Below are 13,231 nucleotides of genomic sequence, written 5' to 3' on the forward strand. Positions count from 1 at the left end.
CAGCCTACCGGGAGCCCACGGACCCCGCCGGGGTGGCGTCGGGAGTGGCGTACGCCTCCAGGGCGGCGACCGCCTGGGCACGGACCTGCTCGGCCAGCTCCCCCGGGGCCACCACGGTGACGTCCGGGCCCAGCCCCAGCACGAACCGCCGGGCCCAGCCGAGGTCGGTCACCCGCAGCGACACCAGCCACTGCTCGCCGTCGCCGGCCTCGACCCGCTCGCACGGGTAGTACTCGGTGATCCACCGCTCGCCCCGACCGATCCGCAGGGTGATCAGCGGCAGGTCCGGCGAGGGTCGGAACACTCCCTCGGAGAGGTCGTACGGGCGGGCCTGCGGCGGCGCCGCCGCCGGCTCGTCCAGCTCGGTCACCGCGTCGATCCGGTCGACCCGGAACAGCCGCACCGCCTCCGCGCGGCGGCACCACGCCTCCGCGTACGCCCGGCCGCCCACCATCAGCATGCGCAGTGGGTCGATCACCCGCTCGGTGGTCTCGTCCCGGGCTGCGGTGTAGTAGGTGATCCGCAGCGCCCGGCCCCGCGCCACGGCGGCGCGCAGTTCCTCGACCCGCCGGCTGTCGACGGGGAGACGCACCTCGACCGGGGCGGCGACCAGGTCACCGGCCGCGTCCTCGATCTTGGCGAGGGCCCGCTCCACGGCCTCCCGGTTGGTCACCCCCGGGGTCTCCGCCAGCATCCGCAGCGCCACCACCAGGGCGAGGGCCTCGTCCGGGGTCAGCCGCAGCGGCCGGTCGATCCCGGCGTCGTACGTGATGGTCACCCGGTCGCCGTCGAAGGCCATGTCGATCAGGTCCCCCGGGCCGTACCCGGGCAGGCCGCACACCCACAGCAGCTCCAGGTCCTCCCGCAGCTGCCGCTCGGTGACCCCCAGGTCCCCGGCCGCCTCGGCGATCTCGATCCCCGGGCGGGCCAGCAGGTAGGGCACCAGGTTCAGCAGCCGGGCCAGCCGGTCCGCCGAGGCCCGGTTGCCGCCGGGGCGCGCAGCCGCCGAGCGGGCGGCGGGACGGGTCATCGGGCACCTCCGGTCACGGTCAGCTCCTCGTGCCGGGCGGCGATCTCCTTGAGCCGCTGGATGACCGCCTCGCGCACCTCCGGCGGATCCACCACCCGCACGTCCGGGCCGTACCCCACCAGCTGGCGGGCCAGGGACTCCGGATCGGCGTACGGCAGGACGAGCCGGTCGCCGGTCGGCCCGGACGCGGCCTCCACCGCCCAGCGGCGCAGCCCCGCCGCGCGCCCCGACGCGACCAGCACGGTCGCCCGCCCGGTGCGTTCCACCGGCCCCGACCAGCGGGCCACGTGGCTGATCAGGTCCACCCCCGCCGGCGGCCGGTAGCCGCCGGGCGCGCCGGCCACCCGGACGGTGCCGACGACCCGGGAGAGCCGGAAGCAGCGGGTCGCCGCCCGGTCCAGGTCGTGGCCCACCACGTACCACCGGCCGCGCCAGCAGACCACCCCCCACGGCTGCAACCGGCGGCGGGTCGGGGCGTCCCGGTCGGGCACCCGGTAGTCGAAGCTCACCTCGCGGCGGTCCCGGGCGGCGGCGGTCAGCGGCGCGAACGCCGGGTCGACCGTGACCATCGGCTCCAGGCCCAGAGTGGCCTGCGGGTCCACGTCCACCCCGGCGGCACGCAGCTTCGCCAGCCCGGACGACGCCGCGGCGGCCAGCCCGGCGTGCTGCCACAGCCGCGCGGCGATGCCCACCGCGGCGGCCTCGTCGGGCTCCAGTGGGATGTCCGGCAGCGCGTACTCCCGGTGGGCGATCCGGTAGCCGGGCTCGGCGTCGAAGACGCTCGCCGTGCCGGTCTCCAGCGGCACCCCGAGCTCCCGCAGCTCGGCCTTGTCCCGCTCGAACTTGCGCTGGAACGCTTCGTGGTCCTTCGCGTCGTCCGGATCGTGCTCGTAGCCGGGCACGGTCGCGGCGATCTGCGCGGCGGTCAGGAACCGTCGCGTCGACAACAGGCAGATCACCAAGTTGACCAGGCGTTCGGTGCGGGTCCGCGACACAGGGTGAACGCTAGCAGCCCGCGCGGCAGGCCCGTGCACCCGCGCGGGCGCGTCGCGCCTACGCCTCCGACGGTGACCCTCCGTATCCGGGCGGGGACCTCGACGCGGTCATATGGTGACCCCATGTCGGAAGCGGACGTCAGGGCCGAGAGCGTCGGCACCGTGGTGGTGGCGGGCGCGGCGAACCTCGCCATCGCCGTGGCGAAACTGGCGGCCGGCCTGATCTCCGGCTCCGCGGCCATGCTCTCCGAGGCCGCCCACTCGGTCGCCGACACCACCACCGAGGCGCTGCTCTACCTGGCGCTGCGCCGGGGAGCGCGCCCCGCCGACGTCCGGCACCCCTTCGGGTACGGCAAGGAGAGCTACGTCTGGGCCTTCCTCGCCGCGCTGTTCACCTTCGTCGCCGGCGCGGGCTTCGCCGTCACCCACGGCGTCACCACCATCCTGGTGCACGAGCACAGCGGCAACTACCTCGTCTCGTACGTCGTGCTGGCGGTCTCGTTCGCCATCGAGTCGGTCTCCCTGGCCCGGGCGGTGCGGCAGATCCGCCGCGAGTCCCGGCGCTGGCGCACCACCCCCCGGCGGTTCCTGCGGCTCACCGCCGACACCACCGTCAAGGCCGTCTTCCTGGAGGACAGCGCCGCCCTCGTCGGCCTGCTGCTGGCCGCGGCCGGCCTGACCCTGTCGCACTGGACCGGCGACGAGCTCTACGACGGCCTCGCCTCCATCGCCATCGGCGTGCTCCTGCTGGTCGTGGCCGGCACCCTCGCCAAGGCCAACATCTCCCTGCTGGTCGGCCGGGCCATCCCCGAACGGCTGCGCCTGGAGATCGAGCAGGAGCTCAACGGGCTGCCCGCCGTCGAGCGCATCGACACCCTGCTCACCATGCAGCTCGGCCCGGACGAGATCCTGGTCGCCGCTAAGGTCGACTTCCGGAACGAGGCCACCGGCGCCGTCATCGAGGCCGCCGCCGACGAGGCCGAGCGGCGCCTCACCGAGCGCTACCCCGAGATCGGCTACGTCTTCCTCGACCCCACCCCCTCCCGCCCCGAGGCCCGGCACCGCCGCGCCCGGCACACCCAGGAGGGCCCCTCCCACTGACCCCGCCGTGGCGGCACACACCCGGGGGTCGCTAGCGTGCCGGGCATGGTGCGATGGCGGGCGGGAGCGGTGACGGCGCTGCGGCGGGAGTGGACCGGCGCGGTGGAGCTGGACGTCGAGCTGGCCGACGGCGGCACCATGCGGGCCCTGGCCTACCCGGAGCTGGTCGGCCGGCCCGTACCCGGCGACCGGGTGCTGCTCAACGCGGGCGCGCTGCTGATGGGCCTCGGCACCGGCGGGTACGCGCTGGTCGTGGCGCTGCCGGACCGGCTGCCGGCGGATCCGGTCGAGGCGGGCGACACCCGCGACGCCGGGCACCTGGTCAAGGCCCGCTACACCCCGCTGCAACCGATCCTGCTCGGCGTCGACGAGGAGGCCAGCCCGCACCGGGCGGCGCTGGAGGCCGCCGAGGACGTCACCGGGCTGCCGGTGGTCACCGCCGACCTGCACTCCGCCCTGCCGGCGATCCTCGCCGGGGTCCGCGCCGACGCCCCCGACGCCCGGGTCGCGTACGTGCTCACCGACGGCGGGGCGCTGCCGGCGTGGTTCTCCCGGACCCTCGACGGGCTGCGCGACCAACTCGTCGGCACGGTCAGCGTCGGGCAGGCGTTCGGCGGCGACCTGGAGGCCACCACCGTGCACAGCGGCCTGCTCGCCGCCCGGCACGTGCTCGCCGCCGACGTGGTCATCCTCGCCCAGGGCCCCGGCAACCTCGGCACCGGCACCCGGTGGGGGTACTCGGGGGTGGCCGTCGGCGAGGCGGTCAACGCGATCGCCGCCCTCGGCGGGCGGCCGGTCGGCTCGCTGCGGATCTCCGACGCCGATCCCCGTCCCCGGCACCAGGGCGTGTCCCACCACAGCCTCACCGCGTACGGCAGGGTGGCGCTCGCCCCGGCGGACCTGGTCGTGCCCGACGGCCTGGCCCCGGACCTGGCCCGGGACGTGGATGCCGCGCTGGCCCCGCTCGCCGGTCGGCACCGGATCGTCCGGGTGCCCACCGACGGACTCGACGCCGCGCTGCGCGCCAGCGCCGTGCCACTGTCCACGATGGGCCGCGGCCTGGACGCCGACCACGCCTACTTCCTGGCCGCCGCCGCCGCCGGACGGCACGCCGCCGCGCTCGCCCGCTGAGCCCGTCAGGGCTGCGGCCGGTCAGGGCTGCGGCCTGTCAGGTTAGGAAGATCAGCGCCAGCCAGCCGCCGACGATCACCGCCAGCGCGACCGCCAGCACCCAGGTCGGCACCTTGTAATCGCCGCGCCGGTTGCGCTCGACCTCGGCCCGGATCTTCTCGCGCCGGCGCTCGACCCAGTTCAGCTTCTCGGCGCCGCGATCGCGCTCGGGAGGTTCAGACATCGTCATGGCCGGGCCAGCCTACCCGGCGGGTCTCCGCCCGCCACGGCCAGCGCCGCGGACGGAGGCCCGGCCGGTCACATGCTGGCGATCAGGCGTTCCACCCGCTCGTCGTACGCCCGGAACGGGTCCTTGCACAGCACGGTGCGTTGCGCCTGGTCGTTGAGCTTCAGGTGCACCCAGTCGACGGTGAAGTCCCGCCGCTTCTCCTGCGCGTGCCGGATGAACTCGCCCCGCAGCCGGGCCCGGGTGGTCTGCGGAGGCGTCTCCTTGGCCTCGAAGATCTCCGGGTCCGTGGCCACTCGGTCCACCTCCCCGCGCCGTTCCAGCAGCCCGTACAGGCCCCGCCCGCGCCGCACGTCGTGGTACGCGAGATCCATCTGCGCCACCCGGGCGTGCGACAGCGGCAGGTCGTGCTTGCGCTGGTACCGCTCGATCAGCCGCAGCTTCGACACCCAGTCGATCTCCCGGGACACCGGCTCCAGGTCACCGGTCTCCACCGCGCTCAGCACCCGGCCCCACAGCTCCACCACCCGCTTGGCCGTCTGGTCCCCGCCGCGTCGCTCCACGAACTCGGTCGCCTTCGCCAGGTACTCCTGCTGGATCTCCAGGGCGCTGACCTCCTTGCCGGAGGACAGCCGCACCTTACGCCGGCCGGTGATGTCGTGCGACACCTCGCGGATCGCCCGGATCGGGTTCTCCAGCGTCAGGTCCCGCATCACCACCCCCGCCTCGATCATCCGCAGCACGATGTCCGCGGAGCCGACCTTCAGCAGGGTGGTGACCTCGTTCATGTTCGAGTCGCCGACGATGACGTGCAGCCGCCGGTACCGCTCCGCGTCCGCGTGCGGCTCGTCGCGGGTGTTGATGATCGGCCGGCTCCGGGTGGTCGCCGACGACACGCCCTCCCAGATGTGCTCGGCGCGCTGGGACAGGCAGTACACCGCGCCGCGGGGCGTCTGTAGCACCTTGCCCGCGCCGCAGATCAACTGCCGGGTGACCAGGAACGGGATCAGCACGTCCGCCAGCCGGCCGAACTCGCCGTGCCGGGAGACCAGGTAGTTCTCGTGGCAGCCGTAGGAGTTCCCGGCCGAGTCGGTGTTGTTCTTGAACAGGTAGATCTCGCCGGCGATGCCCTCGTCGTGCAGCCGCTTCTCCGCGTCGATGAGCAACCCCTCCAGGATCCGCTCCCCCGCCCGGTCGTGGGCCACCAGGTCCACCACCGAGTCGCACTCCGGGGTCGCGTACTCCGGGTGGGAGCCGACGTCCAGGTAGAGGCGGGCGCCGTTGCGCAGGAACACGTTGCTCGACCTGCCCCACGACACCACCCGACGGAACAGGTATCGCGCGACCTCGTCAGGGGACAGCCGCCGCTGCCCGCGGTAGGTACAGGTGACGCCGTACTCGGTCTCGAGGCCGAAGATTCGCCGCTCCATGATGTGACATTAGCCCTCTCAGGCCCCGAATGGGCAGGGCTGACCGCCCCGGAGCCCGACCGACCGGCGGGTACGGCGCCGGCCCGCCCGCCACCCGCCGGGGCGTCGGTGGGGGCGGCCCGGTCCCCGCCGACACGTCCGGGCCGCTGGGGTGGTGTCCGGACACACGCGACCGGCCGCCCCCTGAGGGGACGGCCGGTCGCGTGACGGTGCCGTCGGCCGGAACGGGCGGGCTACGCCTCGGGCGTGTCGTCCGCCCGCTGACCCTCCAGGTCCGCCGAGCCGGCCGAGGTGGTCGGCTTCTTCGCCTCCTCGGTCGGCGTGGCCGGATGCTCCGGGCGCTCCTCGGTCGACACCGAGTCGTTCGCCGCGTCGGCGTCCGCGTCCAGCAGGGTGGTCAGGGCCGCCCCGGTTATCCGCCGGAACGTCCGACCCACCCGGCCCCGGTCCAGGACCGCCACCTCGAGCTGGTTGGCCGCGATCGTGCGGGCCGCGCCGCCCTCCCCGCCGACGCTGCTCAGCGCCGCCAGGGCCAGCCGGACCGCCTCGCCGAGCGACATGTCCGGACGGTGCTTCGACTTCAGCGAACCGGAAATCGCGTCGGCCTGGCCGCCCATCGCCATCCGGCCCGGCTCGTCGTTGACCGAACCGTCGTAGGTCAGCCGGTAGAGCGCGTCGTCCTGCGGCGTCGCGCCCACCTCGGCCACGCAGATCTCCACCTCGAACGGCTTCGACTGCTCGGTGAAGATGGCGCCGAGGGTCTGCGCGTACGCGTTGGCCAGCGCCAGGCCGGTGACGTCGCGCCGGTCGTAGCTCAGGCCGTTGAGGTCGGCCATCCGGACCCCGGCACGGCGCAGGTTCTCGAACTCGTTGTACCGGCCGACGGCGGCGAAGCCGATCCGGTCGTAGATCTCGCTGACCTTGTGCAGGGTGCTGGAGAGGTTCTCCGCGACGAAGAGCACCCCGCCGGAGTAGCTCAGCACGACCGCGCTGCGGCCCCTGGCGATGCCCTTGCGGGCCAGCTCGGAGCGGTCGCGCATGATCTGCTCGGGCGAGGCGTAGAACTGCATGGCCACGGCGGCGGTTCTCCTTCTGGGCGCTGTGCTGACGACTGCTGACTGGGCGGGGGCGGGCTCAGCCGCCCGGGTTCTCCATCCGGCCGGCGACCACGGCCTCGGCGACGGCGGCCGTCTCGGCGTCGGTGAGCCGGTGGGTGCCCTCCGCCGTCGCGGTCATCACCACCGGGTAGATCCGACGGGTCAGGTCCGGCCCGCCGGTCGCCGTGTCGTCGTCGGCCGCGTCGTAGAGCGCCTCGACCGCGAGCCGCGCCGCGTCGTCGATCGACAGGCCGGCGCGGAAGCGCTTCTTCAGCGCGGACCGGGCGAAGATCGAGCCGGAGCCGATCGCGTCGTAGCCGGTCTCCTCGTAGGGGCCACCGGTGACGTCGAAGCTGAAGATCCGGCCGGCCCGCGCCGGGTCGCTCGCGGCCAGGTCGAAGCCGGCGAACAACGGGATGACCGCGAGTCCTTGCATGGCCGCGCCCAGGTTGCCGCGGATCATGGAGGCCAGCCGGTTGGCCTTGCCATCGAGCGAGAGCATCGCGCCCTCGATCTTCTCGTAGTGCTCGAGCTCCACCTGGAACAATCGCATCAGCTCGATGCCGATGCCCGCGGTGCCCGCGATGCCGACCAGCGAGTAGGCGTCGGCCGGGTGCACCTTCTCGATGTCGCGCTGGGCGATCAGGTTGCCCATGGTGGCCCGGCGGTCGCCCGCCAGCACCACGCCGCCGGCGGCCGAGATGGCCACGATGGTGGTCGCGTGCGGCGCCAGGTCGGCGGCCATGCCCGGGGGCAGCGGCCGGCGGCCGGGCAGCATCTCGGGAGCGGCCCTGCTCAGGAATGTGGTGAAGGAGGACGTCCCCGCGTTGGTGAACACATCTGGTAGACGCCCGGATGGATCAAAGCCCGCTGCCACGTGGTTCCTCTCAGGTACGTGATCGCCCTGGCCAGCCTCGTGGGACTGTCACGGAACTGGCCAAGACCACCGTTGCAGTTGAAGCAGAGTATCCCGCGCGATGATCCCGCGCGATGATCGTGGTCCAGATGTTCCGTATCGGGATCGCCACGCAGGGGCACGGCCGCCGCCGCTCATCGACCGCTCGGGTGGGTGCCCCCGCCCGACGCTGCCGACCGCCGCCCGGACGCCCCGCGCGCGGTCAGCGGTCGGCGCCCACGACCCTCGCGCGACGCGACCAGTTCAGGCGAAGCGGACATCAATCCTATTGCCCGCCCTTCTGGACATATCCCCTCACGAACTCCTCGGCGTTCTCCTCCAGGACGGAGTCGATCTCGTCGAGCAGGTCGTCGACGTCCTCGGTGATCTCGGCGTGCCGCTCGGCGACCTCCGGGTTCGCCTCGGTGGTGACGTCCTCGATCTCCTCGCCCTGCCGGGCCTTGCCCGACTGCGACTGCCCGCCGCTGTCATGAGTGGCCATTGCCGCCTCCTCCACGATCGTCTCCGATGAACTTACCTCGCGGGAATGACGAAAAGCCCGTCGCGCGCCGGCTTCTCCGGCGTGCGACGGGCTTTTGTCCCGGCGGGTCAGCCGCCGGTCAGCGTCTCCAGCAGGTCCTTGGCGCTGACGCACCGGTCGAACAACGCGCCCACGTGCGCGCGGGTGCCCCGCTCCGGCTCCATCATCGGCACCCGCACCAGCGACTCCCGGCCCACGTCGAAGATGACCGAGTCCCAGCTCGCGGCCACCACCTCCGAGGCGTACTGCGCCAGGCACCGCCCCCGGAAGTAGGCCCGGGTGTCCTCCGGCGGCTCGGTCATCGCGGTACGGGTCTGCTCGTCGGTCAGCAGCGTCTTCATCGAGCCGCGCTGCACCAGCCGGTGGTAGAGCCCCTTCTCCGGCCGCACGTCGGAGTACTGCAGATCGACCAGCTGAAGCTTGTGCGCACCCCAGCCGAGCTTCTCCCGCTCCCGGTAGCCCTCCAGCAGCCGCAGCTTCGCCACCCAGTCCAGCTCGTCGGCGCACAGGAACGCGTCGCGGCCGAGCCGGTCCAACACGCTCTCCCAACGGTCGAGCATGTCGTTGGTCTGCGCGTCGGCGTCCGCGCCGTACCGGTCGTCCACGAAGGACCGCGCCCGCTCGAAGTACGCCCACTGCACGTCCAGGGCGGTCAGCCGACGCCCGTCGCGCAGCCGCATCCGGTGATTCAGCGACGGGTCGTGGCTGACCGCGCGCAGCTCCGAGACCGGGTCGGCGATGCCCAGGTCCGGCCCGAGCGCCTTCTCCTCGATCATGGTGAGGATCAGGGCCGTGGTGCCGACCTTCAGGTACGTGGAGATCTCCGACAGGTTCGCGTCGCCGATGATGACGTGCAGCCGGCGGTACTTGTCGGCGTCGGCGTGCGGCTCGTCCCGGGTGTTGATGATCGGCCGCTTGAGGGTGGTCTCCAGCCCGACCTCGACCTCGAAGAAGTCGGCGCGCTGGGAGATCTGGAAGCCACTGGCGCCGCCGTCCTGGCCGATGCCGACCCGCCCCGCACCGCAGACGATCTGCCGGGTGACGAAGAACGGCGTCAGGTACGCCACGATGTCGGAGAACGGCGTCTGCCGGCGCATCAGGTAGTTCTCGTGGGTGCCGTAGCTGGCGCCCTTGTTGTCGGTGTTGTTCTTGTACAGGTGGATGGGCTGGGTGCCCGGGATGGTGGCCGCCCGGCGGGACGCCTCGGCCATCACCCGCTCCCCGGCCTTGTCCCACCGCACCACGTCCAGGGGGTTGGTCACCTCCGGAGTGGAGTACTCCGGGTGGGCGTGGTCGACGTAGAGCCGGGCGCCGTTGGTCAGTATCACGTTGGCCAGTCCCAGGTCCTCGTCGGCGAGGGCCTCGGCGGGGTCGTACGCGGTGCCGGAGTAGGTGAAGCCCCGGGCGTCGCGCAGCGGCGACTCCTCCTCGTAGTCCCAGCGCGCCCGGCCACCACGGTTGAGTTCGGGGCGTGCCCCGTAGGCGTTGACCACCTGGGACGAGGTGATCATCGGGTTGGCGCCTGCCTGGCCGGGCACGGAGATGCCGTACTCGACCTCGGTGCCCATGATCCGTCTTACGCTCATCGACCTACCCGCTCCACTCGCCGACCCGGTCCCCCGTCATGTCGAGCGTAGTCCGCGCCACGCGGTACGGGGGTGTGGCGGGCGGGCCACGTCGGGTGTCGCCCGAGGACGGTCCCGGGCGGTGGGACGCGACAGGGCCCGCGACAGAGCTGTCGCGGGCCCCGCAGCGTGCTGGTCGGCCTACAGGTACTGACCGGTGTTGCTGGCGGTCTCGATCGCCCGGCCGGCCTCCGTGCCCTTGCCGCCGGAGACGAGCGTGCGGATGTAGACGATCCGCTCGCCCTTCTTGCCGGAGATCCGGGCCCAGTCGTCCGGGTTGGTGGTGTTGGGCAGGTCCTCGTTCTCCCGGAACTCGTCGACGCAGGCGTCGAGGAGGTGCTGCAGGCGCAGGCCCTTGCGACCGGAGCTGAGGAACTCCTTGATGGCCATCTTCTTGCCCCGGTCGACGATGTTCTGGATCATCGCGCCGGAGTTGAAGTCCTTGAAGTAGAGGACTTCCTTGTCACCGTTGGCGTAGGTCACCTCGAGGAAGCGGTTGTCCTCGGTTTCGGAGTACATCCGCAGCACGACCGCGTCGATCATCGCCGCGACGGTGGCCTGGGGGTCGCCGCCGTGCTCGGCCAGGTCGTCGCCGTGCAGCGGCAGCCCGGTGAGGATGTACTTCGAGAAGATGTCCTTGGCCGCCTCGGCGTCCGGCCGCTCGATCTTGATCTTCACGTCGAGCCGGCCGGGGCGCAGGATGGCCGGGTCGATCATGTCCTCCCGGTTGGAGGCGCCGATGACGATGACGTTCTCCAGGCCCTCCACGCCGTCGATCTCGCTGAGCAGCTGGGGGACGATGGTGTTCTCCACGTCCGAGGAGACGCCGGAGCCACGGGTCCGGAAGATCGAGTCCATCTCGTCGAAGAACACGATCACCGGGGTGCCCTCGCCGGCCTTCTCCCGGGCGCGCTGGAAGATCAGCCGGATGTGCCGCTCGGTCTCGCCGACGTACTTGTTGAGCAGCTCCGGGCCCTTGATGTTCAGGAAGAAGCTGGTGTGCCTCTCCTTACCCAGTCGCTCGGCGATCTTCTTGGCCAGGGAGTTCGCCACCGCCTTGGCGATGAGCGTCTTGCCGCAGCCTGGCGGCCCGTAGAGCAGGATCCCCTTGGGCGGGCGGAGCTGGTGCTCGCGGAACAGGTCGGCGTGCAGGAAGGGCAGCTCCACCGCGTCGCGGATCTGCTCGATCTGTGACTGGAGGCCGCCGATGTCGGTGTAGTCGACGTCGGGCACCTCCTCCAGGACCAGCTCCTCGACCTCGCTCTTCGGGATCCGCTCGTACGCGTACGCCGAGCGGGGCTCGATCATGAGCGAGTCACCGGCCCGGATCGGCGAACCGATCAGGGTGTCGGCGAGGTGCACGATCCGCTCCTCGTCGGAGTGGGACACCACCAGCGCCCGGTCGCCCGGTGCGCCGTCGGGACCCACGAGGATCTCCTTGAGCATCACCACCTCGCCGACCCGCTCGAAGCCGAACGCGTCGACGATGTTGAGCGCGTCGTTGAGCAGGACCTCCTGGCCACGCCGCAATTCCGCGACGTCCAGCGAGGGTGAGACGGCGACCCGGAGCTTGCGCCCCCCGGTGAACACGTCCACCGTGCCGTCCTCGTGCGCCGCCAGGAAGACACCGTAGCCACTCGGCGGTTGCGCGAGGCGGTCGATCTCCTCCTTGAGCGTCACGATCTGCGCCCGGGCCTCCTTGAGAGTGCCGACGAGCCGTTCGTTGTTCTCGGTCAGCCGCGCCAACTGTGCCTGGGTGGCCGCCAGCCGCTCTTCGAGCTGCCGGACGTGTCGGGGGCTTTCGGTCAACTTGCGCCGCACCAGAGCGAGTTCCTCTTGAAGGAACGCGACCTGCGTGGAGAGATCGTGGGCCTCCTTCTCCCACCGTGCGGCGCGCGAGTCCGCGTCGTCGCTGCGTGCCACGTCCCACCTCCCCGGGGGCTTGAACGTTCTGCTCTAACACTAGCCGCTATGAGGCCGATTCGGTCCCACGCAACGCCCTCGTCACCGAACCTTGATCGCCAGGGTGGCCGCCGGGACAGGTCCGGGCGTTCGGGTACCGTCGTGACGTGGGACGGGAGAACATGGGGGGTGCACCGATGGCCGAGGTCTCGACCGACACGTTGCAGGTCTGGGTGGATCAGGACCTCTGCACGGGTGACGGGCTGTGCGTGCAGTACGCGCCGGAGGTCTTCGAGTTCGACGTCGACGGCCTGGCGTACGTCAAGGGCCCCGACGGCGAGCTCCAGCTGGCCCCGGCCAGCCGGGTGGACGTGCCCGCACACCTGCGCCTGGAAGTGATCGACTCGGCGAAGGAGTGCCCGGGCGAGTGCATCCATGTGGTGCGCGGCAGCGACGGCGTCGAGGTCGCCGGCCCGGAGGCCGAGGACGACTGACCGCGCCGGGTCGCCCCGGCCGGGGCGACCCGGGTCTTCAGAGCACCGGGCGGCCGACCACAGAGGCGACCAGCCGGGAGAACTCCTCCAACCGGGCGATCTGCCCCGCCCCGCCGTCGTCGAGAGTCTTGCCGAACCGCAGCGCGTCGTGCCGGGGCGCCCCGGCTACCTCGTCGCCCGGCGGTGCCTCGTCCAGCGAGGTGAGCAGCAGGTAGACGTCGATGCTGTCGACCCGGATCCCGCCGTCGTCGGCCCGGGTGAGCCGCCGCCGGCAGCCCACCTCGGTGACGGTGGACACCGGCACCACCCGCAGCGACGAGGTCATCGCCCCGGGCGGCCCCTCGCCCGGCGGCACGTCCTCGCCGTGCCACAGCACGAGGCGGCTGCCGTCGCAGACCACCACCTCCTGCCACACCCCGTTGACCTCGTTGACGAAGCGTTCCAGGGTGAAGCCGAGCACGGACGCGCCGCGCAGCACCCCGCCGAGGGCCTCCAGGGCGACGTCCGGATCCCGCAGGTAGGCCCGGGCCGCCGATTCCAGGTCGGTGTAGGGCGACCAGTCGGGGAAGACCGCCGGCACGTCCTGACCGCCGAAGCCGGGCTGACTCACGACGCCTCCCCCCGTTCGCCGCCGTCGCCGCACCGGCCCGCGCCGGGCCGGACCGTCCGCTCGCCCATGCCACCTCCCGCCGGCCGGGCCGGGCCGGCGGATCGCGCCCCGCCCGGCCCGGTCGCCCGTCCGCTCACGCCCGACCGTTTCGCTG

General features: G+C 72.4%; 14 protein-coding genes. 3 read left to right on the forward strand and 11 right to left on the reverse strand.

Going from position 1 to position 13,231, the window contains the following annotated elements; all coding sequences use genetic code 11:
- Positions 1-4 precede the first annotated feature (4 nt).
- Entirely contained in the window at positions 5-1,030 is a 1,026-nt protein-coding gene (locus ACFYZF_RS10610) for a helix-turn-helix transcriptional regulator (RefSeq protein ID WP_387018084.1), read from the reverse strand.
- Complete coding sequence (locus ACFYZF_RS10615) at positions 1,027-2,025, reverse strand: helix-turn-helix transcriptional regulator (protein ID WP_387018087.1); 999 nt, start codon at positions 2,023-2,025, stop codon at positions 1,027-1,029. The genes ACFYZF_RS10610 and ACFYZF_RS10615 overlap by 4 nt, the downstream gene beginning before the upstream one ends.
- Before the next feature lie 123 nt (positions 2,026-2,148).
- On the opposite strand from ACFYZF_RS10615, the gene ACFYZF_RS10620 reads away from it, so the two are divergent.
- Positions 2,149-3,126 (forward strand): cation diffusion facilitator family transporter, encoded by a 978-nt coding sequence (locus ACFYZF_RS10620; protein WP_387018089.1) that lies wholly within the window; start codon positions 2,149-2,151, stop codon positions 3,124-3,126.
- Positions 3,127-3,171: 45 nt separating this feature from the next.
- Positions 3,172-4,257, forward strand: coding sequence for a DUF3866 family protein (locus ACFYZF_RS10625; RefSeq protein WP_387018092.1), 1,086 nt, complete (start codon positions 3,172-3,174; stop codon positions 4,255-4,257).
- Between the two features lie 37 nt (positions 4,258-4,294).
- Here the strand turns inward: ACFYZF_RS10625 and ACFYZF_RS10630 are convergent, their stop codons facing one another.
- The 8 genes from ACFYZF_RS10630 to arc form a co-directional block, all read right to left on the reverse strand.
- Positions 4,295-4,486, reverse strand: coding sequence for a hypothetical protein (locus ACFYZF_RS10630; protein ID WP_387018093.1), 192 nt, complete (start codon positions 4,484-4,486; stop codon positions 4,295-4,297).
- A gap of 68 nt (positions 4,487-4,554) precedes the next feature.
- Positions 4,555-5,913 carry a Pup--protein ligase gene (gene pafA, locus ACFYZF_RS10635; RefSeq protein ID WP_387018096.1) on the reverse strand — a complete coding sequence of 453 codons (1,359 nt, stop codon included), beginning with the start codon at positions 5,911-5,913 and terminating at the stop codon, positions 4,555-4,557.
- Between the two features lie 233 nt (positions 5,914-6,146).
- On the reverse strand, positions 6,147-6,989 hold the full coding sequence (gene prcA / locus ACFYZF_RS10640; protein ID WP_387018098.1) for a proteasome subunit alpha: 843 nt from the start codon (positions 6,987-6,989) through the stop codon (positions 6,147-6,149).
- Between the two features lie 58 nt (positions 6,990-7,047).
- The gene (gene prcB / locus ACFYZF_RS10645) at positions 7,048-7,887 is read right to left on the reverse strand and encodes a proteasome subunit beta (protein WP_387018101.1); all 840 of its coding nucleotides are present in this window, start codon (positions 7,885-7,887) and stop codon (positions 7,048-7,050) included.
- A complete protein-coding gene (locus tag ACFYZF_RS10650; protein WP_243639353.1) occupies positions 7,806-8,048 on the reverse strand; it encodes an endonuclease domain-containing protein in 243 nt (80 codons plus the stop codon). Before ACFYZF_RS10650 ends, prcB begins: the two co-directional genes overlap by 82 nt.
- Before the next feature lie 143 nt (positions 8,049-8,191).
- Positions 8,192-8,407 (reverse strand): ubiquitin-like protein Pup, encoded by a 216-nt coding sequence (locus ACFYZF_RS10655; RefSeq protein ID WP_387018105.1) that lies wholly within the window; start codon positions 8,405-8,407, stop codon positions 8,192-8,194.
- A gap of 107 nt (positions 8,408-8,514) precedes the next feature.
- Positions 8,515-10,032: a depupylase/deamidase Dop gene (dop, locus tag ACFYZF_RS10660; RefSeq protein ID WP_387018108.1), complete on the reverse strand. Its 1,518-nt coding sequence runs from the start codon at positions 10,030-10,032 to the stop codon at positions 8,515-8,517.
- A gap of 180 nt (positions 10,033-10,212) precedes the next feature.
- Positions 10,213-11,994: a proteasome ATPase gene (gene arc / locus ACFYZF_RS10665; protein ID WP_387018111.1), complete on the reverse strand. Its 1,782-nt coding sequence runs from the start codon at positions 11,992-11,994 to the stop codon at positions 10,213-10,215.
- 176 nt (positions 11,995-12,170) lie between these two features.
- On the opposite strand from arc, the gene ACFYZF_RS10670 reads away from it, so the two are divergent.
- Positions 12,171-12,467, forward strand: a complete 297-nt coding sequence (locus tag ACFYZF_RS10670; protein WP_387018113.1) for a ferredoxin — start codon at positions 12,171-12,173, stop codon at positions 12,465-12,467.
- A gap of 37 nt (positions 12,468-12,504) precedes the next feature.
- On the opposite strand, the gene ACFYZF_RS10675 is transcribed toward ACFYZF_RS10670, so the two are convergent.
- A complete protein-coding gene (locus ACFYZF_RS10675; RefSeq protein WP_387018116.1) occupies positions 12,505-13,077 on the reverse strand; it encodes a hypothetical protein in 573 nt (190 codons plus the stop codon).
- Positions 13,078-13,231: the final 154 nt, after the last annotated feature.

Source organism: Micromonospora sp. NPDC001898, assembly GCF_042891255.1.
Taxonomy (GTDB): Bacteria; Actinomycetota; Actinomycetes; order Mycobacteriales; family Micromonosporaceae; genus Micromonospora.

Excerpts from the sequence above, each read along its gene's own strand:
- ACFYZF_RS10610 (WP_387018084.1), bottom strand. The coding sequence starts at position 1,030 with ATGACCCGTCCCGCCGCCCGCTCGGCGGCTGCGCGCCCCGGCGGCAAC.
- ACFYZF_RS10620 (WP_387018089.1), top strand. The coding sequence starts at position 2,149 with ATGTCGGAAGCGGACGTCAGGGCCGAGAGCGTCGGCACCGTGGTGGTG.
- ACFYZF_RS10625 (WP_387018092.1), top strand. The coding sequence starts at position 3,172 with ATGGTGCGATGGCGGGCGGGAGCGGTGACGGCGCTGCGGCGGGAGTGG.
- ACFYZF_RS10630 (WP_387018093.1), bottom strand. The coding sequence starts at position 4,486 with ATGACGATGTCTGAACCTCCCGAGCGCGATCGCGGCGCCGAGAAGCTG.
- pafA (WP_387018096.1), bottom strand. The coding sequence starts at position 5,913 with ATGGAGCGGCGAATCTTCGGCCTCGAGACCGAGTACGGCGTCACCTGT.
- ACFYZF_RS10655 (WP_387018105.1), bottom strand. The coding sequence starts at position 8,407 with ATGGCCACTCATGACAGCGGCGGGCAGTCGCAGTCGGGCAAGGCCCGG.
- dop (WP_387018108.1), bottom strand. The coding sequence starts at position 10,032 with ATGAGCGTAAGACGGATCATGGGCACCGAGGTCGAGTACGGCATCTCC.
- ACFYZF_RS10670 (WP_387018113.1), top strand. The coding sequence starts at position 12,171 with ATGGCCGAGGTCTCGACCGACACGTTGCAGGTCTGGGTGGATCAGGAC.